Genomic DNA, 16,731 nt, shown 5'->3' on the forward strand with positions numbered 1-16,731 from the left:
GCCTCAAGCCAATGCCATATATTTGTCATGCCGTCTGAAAATATGACGTTACGGCAATCAAACAGCGGATACGGCCTGCGTATCCGCTGCTTCTCATACAATATATTGGCCTGGCGCCGGCTTACTCGGCCGCTTTATCGGTCGGATTGGCAATAATAGCTTTCACTTGCTCCGACATCGGGAACTCAAGGTTCACGTTTTTAGGCGGAATCGGTGTTTCAAACCATTTTTTATACAAAGCATCAATTTCAGCGGTATTTTTGTAAGTTTCCGCCAAAGCGCCATCCACTACGGCTTTGAACGGTGCATCACCTTTACGCATCATACAGCCGTAACGCTCGAACGACATAGGTTTGCCAACGATTTCCCATTTAGCAGGGTCTTGTGTTTTCGCACGCTCGCCGGCCAAAAGAATATCATCCATCATAAAAGCCTGAGCTCGTCCGTTAAACAGCATCAGTGCGGCTTCACCGTGGTCTTTGGCAGAAATAATATTCATACCGAGTTTTTCTTTATCGTTATATTCCTTCAGCAAACGCTCGGACGTGGTGCCTGCCGTCGTGACAACGGTTTTTCCTTTCAAATCGGGGAAATCCTTAATGCCGGAATCTTTAGCGACCATCAGACGGGTGCCGATTTCAAAGAAGGCATTGGAGAAATCAACTTGTTTTTGGCGTTCCAAATTATTAGTAGTCGAACCGCACTCAATGTCGACCGTACCGTTGCTAACCAATGGGATACGGTTTTGAGAAGTTACCAAATTGTAACGTACTTTCAGATCCGGCATATTCAGTTCTTTTTTCACCGCCTCAACAATTTTCAATTGTAAATCATGGGCATAACCTACCGGCTGATTGGGCTGATCGGCAATATAAGAGAACGGAATCGATGAATCACGATGCCCCAAAACAATCGTACCGGATGATTTGATTTTGTCCAAGGTACCTTGCGCGCTAGCAGCGGGGGCTGCCCCCGAAGCGGCGGCAGGAGCAGATGAAGAAGATTCCCCTCCGCAAGCAGTAAGACCCAAAGCCATCAGGCAAGCGAGGCTGAATGGTTTTAATACAGTTAGTTTCATTTATTACTCCTAAAGAAGTTTTTATTGTTGATGTCGCCGATCGGAAATACTATTTTTGCTTCACCGACCTTCATGTAAACCATGCTAACTTAACCTTTTTTATTTGACAATCAGCTTAATATGTAAAAACTATATAAATTTGATTCTTAAAAGATAATAATAAAAAAGCAGCATTCCACCTAATATTCAATTGTTAACAATTAAATTATATCTATATAAATAAACTATTTTTCTTAACAAAAATATGCCGCCTGATTTTTCAGACGGCATATTTTTTCGCTCCAATCACGTAATTTAAAGATTCCAATTATTTTTGTGGCAAACTTCTTGTTATCAATATGAAAATATCAGCAATATCAAGCCGTAAGTGTTCCCTTAGTAGAAGGCATTTTGCCTGCCATACGCTCGTCCAATTCAACCGCCATACGCAAAGCACGTCCAAACGCCTTAAATACGGTTTCTGCCTGATGGTGGGCATTGTAACCGCGCAGATTGTCAATATGCAGGGTCATCATGCTGTGATTTACCAAACCGTGGAAAAATTCACTAAATAAATCTACATCAAAACGACCAATCATAGCCCGGGTAAATTCAATGTTATATTCCAAGCCGGGTCTGCCGGATAAATCCAACACAACCCGGCTTAAAGCTTCGTCCAACGGCACATAACTATGACCATAACGGCGGATGCCCATTTTGTCGCCCAGCGCCTGTTTTAAAGCCTGTCCCAAAGTAATACCGATGTCTTCAACCGTATGGTGATCATCTATATGCAAATCGCCTTTACAAGTAATGTCCAAGTCAATCAAGCCGTGTCGGCTGATCTGGTCAAGCATATGCTCTAAAAATGGCACGCCCGTATCAAAACGGCCTACGCCGGTTCCATCTAAATTAATAGTAACGGTAATTTGGGTTTCGCTGGTATTGCGGGTTACGGTTGCTGTACGCATAAAATCAATTCCCATAAAGTTGTCGGATCACGGCCAAAACAGCATCATTCTGCTCGGGCGTACCCACCGTAATGCGGACGCATTGATCCAGAAGCGGATGCATACCGTGTAATTTTTTAATCAAAATTTTGTTTTGCTTCAATGTATCAAACAGAAGCTGTGCATCCGGAACGCGAATGGTAATAAAGTTCGCATCACTTGGAAAAGCTTTCAGACGGCTTACACCAGAGAGCTCGGAAAACATTCTGCCGAGTTCCGACTTCAGTTTAGCGGTATTCGCTTCAATCAAATCCGCATGCTCCATTGCAAATTTAGCCGTTAACAAGCTAAGTTGGTTCATATTGTACGGCGGCACAATTTTTGCCAACTCATTCATAATGACAGGGCTGCCTGAAGCATAGCCGATTCGGATACCGGCAAAGCCTATTTTACTCACAGTCCGAACCACTACCAGATTTTCAATATGCCCAGCTTCATTTAAAAAACTGTCGCGGCTGAAAGGGCCATAAGCCTCATCTACCACAACGATACCCGGAGCCGCACGCACAACCGCCATAACTTCTTCCCGTCTGAAGCTCACACCGGTCGGATTATTAGGGTAAGCTAAGAAAACTAACGCCGGGCGGTGCTTTTCAACAGCCTGCAAAACTGCAGGTAGGTTCAAGCTAAAATCATCATTTAGAGGAATACCTACATAGTCCAAACCATAAGCCACAGCGTTGTGCTTATACATGACGAAACTAGGCTCAACCGTCAACATAACGGCATCCGGCTTCGCCACCAGCATGGTAAGCAACTGAATCAGTTCGTCCGAACCGTTACCCAACACGATTTGCGCCGCGTCAGGGATACGAAACGCTTTGCGCAAAGCCTGCTGTAAACCGCTGGTAGCCGGATTCGGATATAAATGGATAGGTGCGGCAGCCAAACTGCTCTGCCATTGGGCAAGTAATTCGGGAGAAGACGAAAACGGATGATACGGACTCTCCATCGCATCCAACTTAATAAAATCCTCAGGTAAATCAGCTACCTGATAAGCCGTCATCGCACGCACATCGGCACGGATAATATCTTTAAGGGCAGACATTTATCTATCTCTCAACTGAAATTTTCGTATTCCCATCCGATAAGCACTACAAGGCAGTCTGTCAAATAAACCAACAACCACCCATATTATTTAATCTTTAAAAATAATATGAATACTTATACCGATAAAGGATGGCCAGTCTGCAAATGTATCATAAAAGACTGCGTATACGGTATAGGCACACAGATTTATCAGCAACTGGCCAGTAATCCCGTTATTAAAAATATGATATGGCCACATATACTGATATTCATATAAATGATACCTACCCTAGCCGTCTAAAATATAGCGAACTCTAGCCAATAGCCGTCGAATCCTAAATTATTTCAAAAAGCAAAAAACCACCCGAACTAAACGGGTGGTTTCCTAGTATTAACAAATGATTGCAAGATAATTTATACAGCCTCCGGAGAGCCGTCTACCGGGCACTTTAACCCCAGCCAGCGCATATTGCCGTCTGCATCCACTTCTTTCAAAGTCAATACAAACTGACCGATAGCGATACGGTCACCCTCTACAGGTACACCTTCGAAACGTTTTTTAAACAAAGCCTGTAATGTTAGGTTTCGCTCTGTCTCATCCAAACTCAAACCGTAGGCATCTGCCAAGTCACTCGCCATACTGGCCGGATTAACGACGAACTCACCGAAGAAGCTTTGAGCCAACCCCATGGAAGTGCCGGTTTCGGCAAACCTCTTGGCCAATACATTGATTTGGTCTTCCGGCACAATATACCAAGCCCGATCGCCGGCCTGTAACCGAGTATCCAATGAAAGCTCGACCCGATTATCGTCACGAATCAATGCGAAACAACGGGTTGCAAGCAAATCCAAATCCCTAGCAACTTCATCGGGATGCATGCCTTCTACCTCAGCATCCGCAACCACTTGGTATGCAAACAGCTGTACGGAAGAGCTTTCCGACAACCATATTTCACGGCTGTCTGCAGGCTCCGGCTTCGGAGGAACAGTAACTTTCAGCCAATGAGCCACTATGGGAATGGTTGCGCCTTGAATCAACAGCGACAAAATCACTACGGCAAAAGCCACGTCAAATAATAATCTCGCATTCGGCACGCCCATCATCAACGGCATCATTGCCAAAGTGATCGGTACCGCGCCGCGCAAGCCTACCCAGCTAATATAAGCCAATTCGCGCCTGCTGTAATGGAAGCGCCAAATACTGCTGATAACGGCTATCGGACGGGCTACCAACATCAAAAAGGCTGCGATAACCAGTGCATCCATGCCGTGTTCCAGCAAACGCGAGGGAGAAACCAGCAAACCCAATACGACAAACATCGATGCTTGAGCCAGCCAAGCTAAGCCATCCATCACCCGCAAAACATGTTCCGTAGCATGGCTGCGTTGGTTACCAACCAAAATACCTGCCAAGTACACTGCCAAAAACCCACTACCGCCGAGCAAATTGGCAACCGCAAACACCAGCAGGCCGCCGGAAACAATCAGCAGGGCATACAACCCTTCAGCAAGATTCAGACGGCGCACCAAGCGCGACAACACCTTACCGCCTAGAAAGCCCAGCAGCAAGCCCAAACCGAGCTGTTGTACCAACATTAGTAAAAAAGAACCGATACCAGCCTCTTCAGGATTTAACGTCAGCGCAATCAAGGCGGTTACCAAGAAAATCGCCATAGGGTCATTGGCACCGGATTCGATTTCCAAAGTCGCCTGCACCCGTTGATTCAGGCGTACGCCGCTATTACGCAGCAAACTGAATACCGCACCCGCATCGGTAGAGCCTACGATGGCCGCCATCAAGATGCCCAAGCGCCAGTCGACACCCATATAAAGTGTGGCGAATACACCCAGCAAAGCCACCGTGGCAATTACACCCCAGCTAGCCAATACGGCGGAAGGTTTCAAAGCGATGCGAAAACTATCCAATTTCGTACGCAAACCACCATCTAGAAGAATCACGGCTAAAGCCAACTGACCTATTAAGGTAGCCGTTACAAAACTGTCAAACTGAATACCGCCGATTCCTTCCTCTCCTGCCAGCATCCCAACACCGAGAAAGAGTAACAATAACGGCAACCCCAACCGGGCTGACAGCGTAGTTGAGATCACGCTGATGAAAAGCAGCAATCCCCCAAGCAAAAATAAACTGTTAATACCATCCATTTGTTTTAAATAACCGTCAGAAAGAATAAATTAGCAGAATTTTAGCATATTTCTATATGTATCCTTTGTACAACACATAGTTTTTTATTATTTCAAACATTTCATGACCAATAATGTCAACTCTCTACAACGTAGTATAAAGTTTTAACCTGATATAAAAAGGCCTTGCATAACCTCTTTACTGATTTACACACTCATCTATATAGATTAAAACACCACAAAACATACAAAACGAACGCCTAAAAGTATAATCTATCTGTTTTCAGACGGCCTCTTCCGTCATTTTATCCAACCAAACAGGATCATTCATGGCATTTGCTTCTTTATTCACTTTACTTGATGACATTACCGCTGTTTTAGATGATGTAGCGATGATGACCAAGGTGGCGGCAAAAAAAACCGCCGGCGTGGTCGGTGACGACCTGGCCCTAAATGCCAATCAGGTCACCGGCGTTTCTGCCGACCGAGAGTTGCCTATCGTATGGGCGGTCGCCAAAGGCTCCTTTGTCAATAAGGTAATTCTGGTGCCGCTTGCCTTACTTTTATCCGTATACCTGCCGGTATTGATTACGCCACTACTGATGATAGGCGGCGCATTCTTATGTTTTGAAGGTGCCGAGAAAATATTACACAAGCTGCTTAACAAGCACAGTACTCATGCAGACTCCCCAAGCGCCAGCGATGAAATCATTGACGAAAAAGCCAAAATCAAAGGGGCTATCCGAACAGACTTTATCTTATCTGCCGAAATTATCATTATTGCCTTAGGTGTAGTCGGCTCTTATAGCATCATGACCAAATCATTAGTCATGGCCGCTATCGGCCTCGGCATGACCGTACTCGTATATGGTTTGGTAGCTGGCATTGTGAAAATGGACGATATCGGCTTTTGGCTCATGAAGAAGCGCAGCGCACTATCTCGTGCCGGCGGACGCGCCATTATTGCCTTTATGCCCTGGTTTATGCGCGGATTAAGCATTGCCGGAACTTTAGCCATGTTCTTAGTAGGCGGCGGCATCATTGCCCACAATGCGGGCTTCATCCATCATTTCCTTGAAAAAATGCACTGGAACAATGGCTTATACAGCATGTCAGCCAATTTGGTGATAGGTTTACTGACCGGATTATTTATCTGCTTGGTTATTTTGCCCATAGTACGCATGTTTTCGAAAAAACAAGCCCACTAAACTGCAATCTTAAAACCAGTATAATCCGAGGCCGTCTGAAACTTCCGCCAACCGGCCAAGACAATTCAGACGGTCTCCTACCTATTCATCCCAATACTTATGAATACTATTCAAAAACTTGAATCATATTGGAAAAAGCCCTTTATTTATTGGCCGCTACTTATCGCATTCGCAGCAGCCACACCTTTAACGTTCGCCCCGTATTATCATTTTTGGCTGATGCCCATTTTATTTGGCGCACTTATCCGGTTGATTGAACGTCGCCCGCGTTATGCCGTCCGTAGTGCATATTTTTTCGGACTAATCGGATATACGGCTCAATTCTACTGGGTACACACAGCATTACACGATGTATCCGGCCTACCCAATCTCTACGCAGTACCATTTACCTTCTTGCTACCTGCATTTTTAGCCCTTTATCCTGCCGCTGCATTTTGGCTATGGGAAAAATTTACATTGCCCCGTTGGCTGCACATTGGGGTAGTACTTCCCATTTTATGGACACTTACCGAGTTTGCCCGGGAACGTCTGCTTACAGGTTTCGGATGGGGCGCATTGGGATACTCACAAATCGCTGATAACAGCCCGCTTGCCGGATTCGCCCCCATTGGCGGCATCCATTTGGTTACACTTGCGACTGCATTTTGCGGCGCATGGCTGGTTTTATTCATTAACAACGGCGGCCACACCAAACTGCGCCTTACCGCATTAGTGGTTTTAGCTGTCATATTATCGGCCGGCTTCTCTGCCCGTAATATGCAATTTACCCGCCCCGACAATACCCGCGCCACTATAGGACTGGCTCAAGGCAATATAGAACAAACACTTAAATGGAGCGACGACCAATTCGCCCCAACCATCGAACGCTATTATGAGCAAGTAGCCTACACACATGCTGATATCGTTATCTTGCCCGAAACAGCCATACCGGTTATCAGGCAAGCACTCCCGCCCGGCCTAATCAACCAATTTGCCGACCAAGCCAAACGTAACGGTAGTGCTTTGGCCATAGGTATAGCCCAATATACTGAAAATGAAACCGGTTATTTAAATTCGGTTATCAACTTGGCCGACTACGACCCGGACAACCCGAAATTTCCTAGTTACTCAAAAAACCACTTAGTACCTTTTGGGGAATACAAGCCGCTGCCATCACTTATTCAACCTCTTTACAATATCATGGATATGCCTTTGGCAGATTTCCAGCGCGGCGGCTCAAACCAACCAATTTTTCAAATGGCTAACCAAAAAGTTGCATTTAACATCTGCTATGAAGATGGCTTCGGTGACGAACTCATTGCAGCGGCCAAGCAATCTACTCTTTTAGCCAACGCCAGCAATATGGCTTGGTATGGCAAATCCAATGCTATGTTCCAACACTTGCAACAATCTCAAGCACGTACTTTGGAACTCGGCCGCTATATGGTACGCGCTACTAATACCGGGGCTACTGCCATCATTAATCCGAAAGGGCATGTAATTTCCTTAGCCCCCCCCAATACTGCCATTGTGTTAGAAGGCGAAATCGAAGGCTATACAGGAGAAACGCCCTATATGAGACTCGGTGGCTCTTGGCCTTTGGTGATTTTACTAAGCATTCTCAGCCTTATTCTCTATACAGCCGGTAAACGCCGCCATATTCCCTAACAATCTGCCTGCTTAAGGCATTGAAAAAAGATAAAAGATAGAAGTATAAATTTATCTATTTCAAGGCCTTAAGCAGGATTTCTCCATATCGGCAATATCGTAATCCCCCCTTGCATGATATTACCCAAACAAACATTGCACACTCTCCATATCCCGAGTAAACTACTCAAATATTAAAAAACAATCAATTTTAAAAAAATACAAAATTTAACCTATTGCCCATTGAATCTATACATAATTTAGTTATCTAATTCAAAACAACCAACGCCAATCGGTTGAATGCACCTCGTTAGCACACCCTCTAACTCTAAAAACCATGCTAGAATAAACGCCCCGCTGCTACTGTAAAGCAGCAGGCTCATACACAAAGGAAAAAACTGATGACCATGAATACCGCTTTGACCCTGCCTGTTCCTACCGGCCACGGCAGCTTGGAGCAATACATTCATACTGTAAACAGTATTCCCATGCTCACCCCCGAAGAGGAAACTTCTTTGGCCGAGCGCCAACTCTCCGGCGATCTCGAAGCCGCAAAAAAATTGATACTCTCCCACCTGCGTGTAGTGGTTTCCATTGCCCGCGGTTACGATGGTTACGGCCTAAATCAAGCGGATCTCATCCAAGAGGGAAACATCGGCCTCATGAAAGCCGTAAAACGCTTTGAGCCCTCACGCGGCGCCCGTCTGTTTTCATTTGCCGTTCACTGGATTAAAGCCGAAATACATGAATTTATTCTGCGCAACTGGCGCCTGGTTCGCGTTGCCACCACCAAACCCCAACGTAAACTGTTTTTCAATCTGCGCAGCATGCGTAAAAGCCTCTCCGCTCTTTCTCCTAAAGAAGCACAAGCTATTGCAGATGATCTGGGCGTGAAATTAAATGAAGTGCTGGAGATGGAACAGCGCATGACCGGGCGGGATATCGGCATCATGGCTGAAAACAATGATGACGAAGACAGCTTTTCTCCCATTGATTGGTTGGCCGATAACGATAACGAACCTACTCAGCAAATTGCGCAAAAAGCCCATTACGAGCTGCAAACCACAGGCTTGCAAAATGCGTTGGCTCAGTTGGATGACCGTAGTCGCCGTATTGTTGAAACCCGCTGGCTGCAAGACGATGGCGGCATGACTTTACATGAACTGGCTGCAGAATACGGTGTATCTGCCGAACGTATCCGACAAATCGAAGCAAAAGCCATGCAGAAATTACGCGGCTTTTTAAGCGAAGAGGTTGATGCCGTCTAAAAAGCTACTTTATCTTTAAAGTCTCTACAAAATAAAGGCCGTCTGAAATTTTCAGACGGCCTTTTAATCATTTTTATAGTTTTGAGATATAAGCCGGAATTAGGCTACTCTGTGCAAATAGCCGTTTTCGGGAGGTTGGAAATATCCCAACAACCTACTGCCCAATCTAGCAAATCTTTTGGTCGAGCCACCTGCGGTGCTTCCGGGAGGTTTAAATAAGCCAATACCTGTCTTAAGAGATGCTCACAAGCATTCAAATCCAAAGCGGGAGCTAAAGTCTGCTTTGACCACTTCTGCCCTTTTGCATTCACCAGTAAGGGCAAATGTGCATATTTGGGTATTTGAATACCCAAACATTCTTGAAGCCATATTTGACGTGGTGTAGAAACCAGGAGATCCTGCCCGCGCACAATATGCGTAACGCCTTGTTCCGCATCATCCACTACAACAGCCAACTGGTATGCCCAGTAGCCATCTGCGCGTAATAAAACAAAATCTCCGATTTCTTCGGCTAGATTTTGTTCATAATACCCGACAATCCTGTCTTCAAAACCAAACTCCTGCCTAGGCACCCGCATCCGCCAAGCCGGCTTCTTATTTAGAAGCCGTTTCTTATCCAAAGTTGCACAGTAGCCGTTATATACAAATCCGTCTGCCCCTATAGTTGCGGCTTCCTGCCAAACCTTACGGCTGCAATCACAAGGGTAAACTAAATCTTGAGCTTTCAAGTAGCCTAATACTTGTTGATAAGCAGCATCCCGACTACTTTGGTACAAGACCTGCCCATCCCATTCAAAGCCGAACGCTTCCAAAGTGCGTAAAATATGATCGGCCGCACCGGGCATTTCGCGAGGCGGATCCAAGTCCTCCATACGCAACAGCCAGCTCCCCCCGTGCGCTTTGGCATCGATATAAGAAGCTACTGCCGTTAATAGAGAGCCAATATGTAACAGGCCCGTTGGGCTGGGCGCGAACCGTCCAATATAATTAGTCATCAAATATTCACTAATTAAAAATTATGATTTAAAACTCTGAATCCCTAACTTTTATTCCGAATGAATCCTAATATGATTCAAGATAGAAGGGGAATTTTATAACAATTTGCACACTGGTCTACCGGACGATTTCAGACGGCCTCTTTCATTATCCATGCTATTGAAGTGTTATAATACCCGCTGTTTTACACGATACCGAAAAATTTATGCTCCCAGATTTCTCCCGCCCCATCCTTGCCATTGATACCAGTACCAGTTATCTATCAATTGCATTGCATACCGATAGCCAGCAATTCCTATACCATGAAGATGTCGGCCCCAAGCAGTCTGAACTGATTTTGCCTCATATCCGTCATCTTATGGATGAAGCCGATATTAAAATTTCAGATTTAGGAGCTATCGTATATGCACAAGGGCCCGGAGCATTTACCGGATTGAGGGTTGGGGCAGGTATTGCCCAAGGTTTGGCCACTCCATTTCATATCCCGTTAATTGGTATACCTTGCTTAGATGCAGTTGCCTATCAAGTTAAAGGGGAATGTATTTTAGCCGCTACAGACGCCCGCATGGGCGAAGTGTTTTACGCATGGTTCGATACCTGCACCTCGCAACGGCTAAGCGACTATCAAGTCGGTAAAGCCACTGCCATTCCCTTACCTGAAAATGCCAGCAACCCACAAGGTATCGGCAATGCTTTTTCATTGGCAGAGCCTCCCCCGCTAAACGGCAAAAGCGATATGCCAACCGCCTCAAAATATCTTGTATTAGCGAAAACACAACGCTATCCTGCCACTGAGCCTGCTCATGCCGAACTTTTATATGTTCGCAACAAAATTGCGCTAACCGCCAAAGAGCAAGCCGTACGTAAAGGGCTATAGTATGTGGGAAATACGCAGAGCCATAGAGGCAGACTGCCGTGCATTGGCAAATTTGGATGCGACAGGCAATCCCTCGCCTTGGACAGATAAACAATTTCAGACGGCTTTATACAACCGCCATAATGAAATTTGGGTCATAGAAAATAAACAAACTTTGGCAGGGTTTATCGTTTGGCAAACCATTGCCGATGAATCGGAATTACATTTGCTTGCCGTTAACCCCGCGTTCCGGCGCCTGGGCCTAGCTTCGAAGCTACTACAAAAATGGTTTGAAAAAATTAAAGAACAAACTGTAAAACGCTGCCTGCTTGAAGTACGTGCCGGAAACCAAGCAGCTCAAGCCTTATATGTAAAGCACGGCTTTTGTGAATGTGGTCGCCGCCGGCACTATTACAGTTTACCTGACGGCAATCGTGAAGATGCTGTATGGATGGAGAAAATATGCTAAGCAGTCGCTATATCCACTTGCATGAAGCTTTGGGCTTAGGGCCAATATGGCTTCTACGAGGAGCCAAAGTACTATCTTCCGACCATGAAAGAAATACCCACGAAGCCGAGAAAAATTTTACAACGGCAAAGCAAATACCGACTCCCCACGATTCACATATAGCATCACAACCCCAACCTGAAAATCATGCCCGGTTAGCAGCTATGGCAGCCATCGGATCACTGCCTGCGTCCACCGGCATGACAATCCGAAAAAATCAGGTAGATATTTCCGCATCATATTCCGACGCTCATTCTTCAAAAAACACGCAAAGCCAATCTATAATTGAAGCAACCGTTGCCCCGACAGCGAATATCAAACCTGTTCCGCTAATGATTGTCAGCATCTGCCCTGCCCCCGAAGATAACTTAGCAGGAGAATTATTTAGCGGGGATGTTGGCATTTTACTGAGTAACATGCTGAAATCTATTAATTTATCAAATGACACCGTATATAAAACTACCTGGGTAAACAATACAGCTATCTTTAGTCCTAATCCGACAACCGAACAAATCTATGCAGCTCTACCCCGTATACAAGCCGAATTGAAGCAAGCTGAAGCCTCTGCCATATTGTTAATGGGGCAAATTTTCGAACAACCCGAACAATCTGATGTGCTAAACACCTTATGCGGTAATACTCCCCACTTTATCATTCCCCATCCTGCACGCCTACTTCGCCAACCACAACTAAAAGCCGAAACTTGGAAAACACTAAAAAAAATCCAGTCATTACTCAAGTAAAGATAGGTTAAACTTGTAAGTGCCCAATAAAAACAATATCAATATCATAAAATTTCGCAAATCACAAATCTACATAAAAATAAGTAAAAGCTGTTTCTCATCCTTCCCAATATGCCGGAATAAAAATAACCGCTCTTCAGAGCGGCTATTTTTCAATAGAATTACTTCACTAAACGCAAACCTTTTTTAGCTTTGGCTTTTTTATCTGTCGAGCCATCTTCAACAGCTTCTGCCGTCTCCTCCTCTACGTGGATAGTTTCTTTTCTCTGAGGTTCATAAGGCTCTAATTCAAAACCTAAACCTTCGCCATTTTCCCGAGAAAAAAAGCTGATTACATGCCCGACAGGAATCCATATCTCATGTGCAACGCCACCGAATCTAGCAGAAAAACTGACCCATTCATTATCGATTACCAAATTATGGCATGCACTTGCACCAATATTTAATACGATTTCGTTATCCCGAACATATTGCATCGGAACACGCGTATGTTCATTAACCCATGCCACAATGTGCGGCGTATAGTTATTATCCATACACCATTCATATAATGCACGTAATAGATAAGGTTTGGTAGAAGTAGTCATTTTCTATCCTGTTCCAGACGGCATTATCGGCGCATAGCTTTTTCTGCGGGAGTAAGTGCCTCGATAAATGCTTCGCGCTGGAAGATACGCTCAGCATATTTCAATAATGGTGCAGCACTCTTGCCCAGTTTGATATCATAATAATCCAAGCGCCAAAGCAATGGAGATAATGCCACATCAATCATCGAAAAATCTTCGCCCAATACATATTTATTTTTTGCAAATGCCGGAGCCAACATAGTCAAGCCTTGTGCAATTGCCTCACGGGCTTTCGCTTGCTCTTTATTACCTGCCTCAGGGTTTTCTAATACTTGGACATGACTGAACAGCTCTTTTTCCATACGGTACAGTACTAAACGACCCCGCCCACGCATTACAGGATCACCAGGCATTAACTGAGGGTGCGGGAAGCGTTCATCAATATATTCATTAATAATATTAGATTCATGTAGAATTAAATCACGCTCCACCAATACCGGTACCTGATTGTAAGGATTCATTACGGCCAGATCTTCCGGCTTATTAAAGATATCAACATCCTTAATTTCAAAATCCATGCCTTTTTCAAACAAAACAAAACGGCACCGTTGGCTAAATGGACAAGTAATACCCGAATACAAAGTCATCATAATAAATACTGCTCCTAAACAGGCTCGGTTTCAGACGGCCTTTAATATTTGCAAAGTTAGCAAATTATAAAGAATTTCTTAAATTTCTTCCACAAAATCAATTCAAGACATTGATTTAAATATAAATTTCACCAACGTATCATCAGGTTAAAAGTCAAGAAAAAAGGCAAAACCTATTGGTTCTGCCCTCTTAAATAATCTACTTAATTAATGCACATCTTTCCAATATTCTTTTTTCAGGAAGTATGCCAAAGGTAACATAACTGCCAGCAAGAACATTAAAACGATATAGCCAACCTGTTTACGCTGTATTTGGGCAGGCTCTCCCATGTATACCAAGTAATTCACCAGATCACGGGCATAGTCATCATATTCTTTTTCGATAACCTTACCATTGGGTAAACGTCGACTGTGTAAGCCAGTGGACTCCCAATATAACTTGGGTACTAAGTTACCATGCTCATCGGTTTCCATTACAGGGCGGCCTTTAGCATCCAATTCTACCGCACGAATACCTTGTTGTTCCCACAAAGGATGAGGCATTGCCGCATTAGGTAAAACGGTATTATTCCAACCTGTCGGGCGGGTAGGATCTTTATAAAAACCGCGCATATAAGCATACAAGTAGTCTGCACCGCGTGAACGGGCAATCAAAGTCAAATCAGGCGGAGCAACACCAAACCATTTTTTGGCGTCCTCAGGTGCCATAGCGGCCTGCATCACATCACCAACTTTATCTGTGGTGAACATCAAATTTTTCTTAATTTGATCTTCAGTCAAACCTAAATCTTGCAGACGGTTAAACCGCATACCTGAGGCCGAATGGCAAGACAAACAGTAGTTGGTGAAAATTTGAGCGCCGCGCTGCAAGCTGACTTGATCACCCAAATCAATATGGACTTTTTCATAGTTCGCGTGACCACCTGCCGCAAAAGCCGCCCCCATCGGAACTGCGAAAAGCAGTACGGCAAACCAATTTTTAAGTGTTTTTTTCATTCTTACTGCCCTCATCAGATATTGGTTGCAAATAGGTAAGAACCAACCAATGTGATGGCTACATATACCCAGAACATCATGCGTTGCTTGCTGGTGCCCATGGTTACACGCTCAGGTACTTCGCGGTTTTTATCAATCTTGGTATAGAACGGCATTCCCAAGAAGAAGGCAAAGTAAATGAAGCTCAAAATTTGTGCCACAACTGTACGTACGTTGGTTGCAGGCAATGCCCCCAAAATACCCAAACCAATAAAAGATATTACAAACAATACCAGCATGGTTTTAAAGATCGGACCGCGATAGCGAACAGACTTAACCGGTGACTTATCCAACCAGGGTAACAAGGCAATCAAAACTACTGCTGCCCCCATACCCAATACGCCCCACACTTGCGTTCCAAAGAAAGAAGGAATAGCACGCAAGATTGCATAGAAAGGCGTGAAGTACCATACCGGAGCAATGTGCGCAGGCGTTTTCATCGGATCAGCCGGGTCGAAGTTAGGTGCCTCTAAGAAGTAGCCGCCACCTTCAGGAGCAAAGAACATGATTGCACAGAATACAATCAGGAACACTACTACACCCAGAATATCTTTAACGGTGTAATAAGGATGGAAAGGAATACCATCTAAAGGAATACCATTTTCATCTTTCAATTTCTTGATTTCAACACCGTCCGGATTGTTTGAGCCGACTTCATGTAAAGCGATCAGGTGAGCCGCCACCAAACCAACCAATACCAAGGGCAGAGCAATTACGTGCAAAGCAAAGAATCGGTTCAAAGTAATATCAGAAACGTTAAAGTCACCACGAATCCACACTGACAAATCGGGGCCGATTACAGGAATGGCGGAAAACAGGTTAATAATTACCTGAGCACCCCAGAAAGACATTTGCCCCCAAGGTAACAGATAGCCCATGAAAGCCTCTGCCATTAATGCCAAGAAAATCAGCGAGCCAAATACCCACACCAATTCACGTGGTTTTTTGAATGAACCATAAATCAAACCACGGAACATGTGCAGATACACGACAACAAAAAACATGGATGCACCAGTGGAGTGCATATAACGGATAATCCAGCCGCCCGATACGTCGCGCATGATGTATTCGACAGCGGTAAAAGCAGCAGGAAGATGGTATTGGTTCAGGTTACCGTCGGGTTTGTAGTTCATCGTTAGAAAGATGCCGCTAACGATTTGAATCACCAACACCAACATAGCCAATGAACCGAAGAAATACCAGAAGTTGAAGTTTTTAGGTGCGTAATATTCGGTTACGTGCTCTTTCATCATTTTAGACAAAGGGAAACGCGCGTCCACCCAGCCTAACAATGATTTATTTTCATTATTGCTTTGGTTTGCCATAATGGGTCCCTTTTCTTTTAACCTTCACCAACCAAAATAGTGGTGTCGGTCAGATATTTGTAAGGCGGAATAACCAAGTTGGTCGGTGCCGGTACGCCTTTATATACGCGGCCAGCCAAATCGAACTTGGAACCGTGGCAAGGACAGAAGAAACCACCCTTCCAGCCCGCACCCAGATCAGCAGGAGCCACATCCGGACGGAATGTGGGAGAACAGCCCAAATGAGTACAGATACCGATGGCAACGAAAATTCCCGGCTTCAAAGAGCGCAGCGGGTTTTTACAATCTGCCGGCTGGTGGTCTACTTCCGATGTTGGATCTACCAATTCCCCATCCAAGGTTGGCAAATCTTTTTGCTGCTGCTCAGTACGATTCAGCACCCAGATCGGCTTACCTTGCCATTCTGCAGTCAGCAGTTGGCCAGCTTCAATTTTGCTGACATCGATTTCTACCGGCGCGCCCGCTGCTTTGGCTTTTTCCGATGGGAAAAAGCTGGCCACCAGCGGTGTAGCCACGCCGAGAGCGGCCACCCCACCGGCGCCGGCCGTAGCCAGCGTAAGGAAGCGGCGGCGTCCTTGATTGATTTCTTTATTATCCATTATTCAGTCATCCTAATTATGGGAAATACCGAGCCATTAAACGCCGTAATTCTACCTGATTTTATAGGGATACTTAAAGTATTATTTAAAATAACGTAAAGTTTTGCGACAAA

15 protein-coding genes and 1 pseudogene are annotated in these 16,731 nt (G+C 44.8%); 6 read left to right on the forward strand and 10 right to left on the reverse strand.

Going from position 1 to position 16,731, the window contains the following annotated elements; all coding sequences use genetic code 11:
• Positions 1-121: 121 nt before the first annotated feature.
• The 4 genes and pseudogenes from LVJ86_RS08765 to LVJ86_RS08780 all read right to left on the reverse strand — a co-directional run bounded on the left by LVJ86_RS08765 (position 122) and on the right by LVJ86_RS08780 (position 5,259).
• A complete protein-coding gene (locus LVJ86_RS08765) occupies positions 122-1,036 on the reverse strand; it encodes a glutamate/aspartate ABC transporter substrate-binding protein (RefSeq protein WP_479687130.1) in 915 nt (304 codons plus the stop codon).
• Positions 1,037-1,434: 398 nt separating this feature from the next.
• Positions 1,435-2,025: pseudogene (hisB, locus tag LVJ86_RS08770) on the reverse strand (imidazoleglycerol-phosphate dehydratase HisB); the annotation flags it as partial.
• 7 nt (positions 2,026-2,032) lie between these two features.
• A complete protein-coding gene (gene hisC, locus LVJ86_RS08775) occupies positions 2,033-3,115 on the reverse strand; it encodes a histidinol-phosphate transaminase (RefSeq protein WP_047761202.1) in 1,083 nt (360 codons plus the stop codon).
• A gap of 395 nt (positions 3,116-3,510) precedes the next feature.
• Complete coding sequence (locus LVJ86_RS08780; RefSeq protein ID WP_047761201.1) at positions 3,511-5,259, reverse strand: potassium/proton antiporter; 1,749 nt, start codon at positions 5,257-5,259, stop codon at positions 3,511-3,513.
• A gap of 308 nt (positions 5,260-5,567) precedes the next feature.
• Here LVJ86_RS08780 and LVJ86_RS08785 point away from each other — a divergent pair, with 308 nt between their 5' ends.
• From LVJ86_RS08785 to rpoH, 3 genes are all read left to right on the forward strand, one after another.
• The gene (locus LVJ86_RS08785; RefSeq protein ID WP_047761200.1) at positions 5,568-6,446 is read left to right on the forward strand and encodes a DUF808 domain-containing protein; all 879 of its coding nucleotides are present in this window, start codon (positions 5,568-5,570) and stop codon (positions 6,444-6,446) included.
• Between the two features lie 99 nt (positions 6,447-6,545).
• On the forward strand, positions 6,546-8,093 hold the full coding sequence (gene lnt / locus LVJ86_RS08790) for an apolipoprotein N-acyltransferase (RefSeq protein ID WP_047761199.1): 1,548 nt from the start codon (positions 6,546-6,548) through the stop codon (positions 8,091-8,093).
• Positions 8,094-8,470: 377 nt separating this feature from the next.
• Positions 8,471-9,340 carry an RNA polymerase sigma factor RpoH gene (rpoH, locus tag LVJ86_RS08795; RefSeq protein ID WP_152667052.1) on the forward strand — a complete coding sequence of 290 codons (870 nt, stop codon included), beginning with the start codon at positions 8,471-8,473 and terminating at the stop codon, positions 9,338-9,340.
• A gap of 104 nt (positions 9,341-9,444) precedes the next feature.
• Here rpoH and gluQRS read toward each other — a convergent pair whose 3' ends face one another.
• Positions 9,445-10,335 carry a tRNA glutamyl-Q(34) synthetase GluQRS gene (gene gluQRS, locus LVJ86_RS08800; RefSeq protein ID WP_047761198.1) on the reverse strand — a complete coding sequence of 297 codons (891 nt, stop codon included), beginning with the start codon at positions 10,333-10,335 and terminating at the stop codon, positions 9,445-9,447.
• A gap of 206 nt (positions 10,336-10,541) precedes the next feature.
• Here gluQRS and tsaB point away from each other — a divergent pair, with 206 nt between their 5' ends.
• The 3 genes from tsaB to LVJ86_RS08815 are packed head-to-tail and all read left to right on the forward strand — an operon-like array spanning position 10,542 to position 12,443.
• Positions 10,542-11,213: a tRNA (adenosine(37)-N6)-threonylcarbamoyltransferase complex dimerization subunit type 1 TsaB gene (gene tsaB, locus LVJ86_RS08805; RefSeq protein WP_047761197.1), complete on the forward strand. Its 672-nt coding sequence runs from the start codon at positions 10,542-10,544 to the stop codon at positions 11,211-11,213.
• A gap of 1 nt (position 11,214) precedes the next feature.
• Positions 11,215-11,661 (forward strand): ribosomal protein S18-alanine N-acetyltransferase, encoded by a 447-nt coding sequence (rimI, locus tag LVJ86_RS08810; protein ID WP_047761196.1) that lies wholly within the window; start codon positions 11,215-11,217, stop codon positions 11,659-11,661.
• Entirely contained in the window at positions 11,655-12,443 is a 789-nt protein-coding gene (locus LVJ86_RS08815; RefSeq protein ID WP_047761274.1) for a uracil-DNA glycosylase family protein, read from the forward strand. The genes rimI and LVJ86_RS08815 overlap by 7 nt, the downstream gene beginning before the upstream one ends.
• 161 nt (positions 12,444-12,604) lie before the next feature.
• On the opposite strand, the gene LVJ86_RS08820 is transcribed toward LVJ86_RS08815, so the two are convergent.
• The 5 genes from LVJ86_RS08820 to petA all read right to left on the reverse strand — a co-directional run bounded on the left by LVJ86_RS08820 (position 12,605) and on the right by petA (position 16,618).
• Positions 12,605-13,030, reverse strand: coding sequence for a ClpXP protease specificity-enhancing factor (locus LVJ86_RS08820; RefSeq protein WP_047761195.1), 426 nt, complete (start codon positions 13,028-13,030; stop codon positions 12,605-12,607).
• 23 nt (positions 13,031-13,053) lie between these two features.
• Positions 13,054-13,659, reverse strand: coding sequence for a glutathione S-transferase N-terminal domain-containing protein (locus LVJ86_RS08825; protein WP_047761194.1), 606 nt, complete (start codon positions 13,657-13,659; stop codon positions 13,054-13,056).
• Positions 13,660-13,866: 207 nt separating this feature from the next.
• On the reverse strand, positions 13,867-14,655 hold the full coding sequence (locus LVJ86_RS08830) for a cytochrome c1 (protein WP_082131259.1): 789 nt from the start codon (positions 14,653-14,655) through the stop codon (positions 13,867-13,869).
• Positions 14,656-14,669: 14 nt separating this feature from the next.
• On the reverse strand, positions 14,670-16,019 hold the full coding sequence (locus tag LVJ86_RS08835) for a cytochrome b (protein WP_047761192.1): 1,350 nt from the start codon (positions 16,017-16,019) through the stop codon (positions 14,670-14,672).
• Between the two features lie 17 nt (positions 16,020-16,036).
• A complete protein-coding gene (petA, locus tag LVJ86_RS08840) occupies positions 16,037-16,618 on the reverse strand; it encodes a ubiquinol-cytochrome c reductase iron-sulfur subunit (protein ID WP_047761191.1) in 582 nt (193 codons plus the stop codon).
• Between the last annotated feature and the right edge of the window lie 113 nt (positions 16,619-16,731).

The organism is Neisseria arctica (genome assembly GCF_022870905.1).
GTDB classification, from domain to species: domain Bacteria; phylum Pseudomonadota; class Gammaproteobacteria; order Burkholderiales; family Neisseriaceae; genus Neisseria; species Neisseria arctica.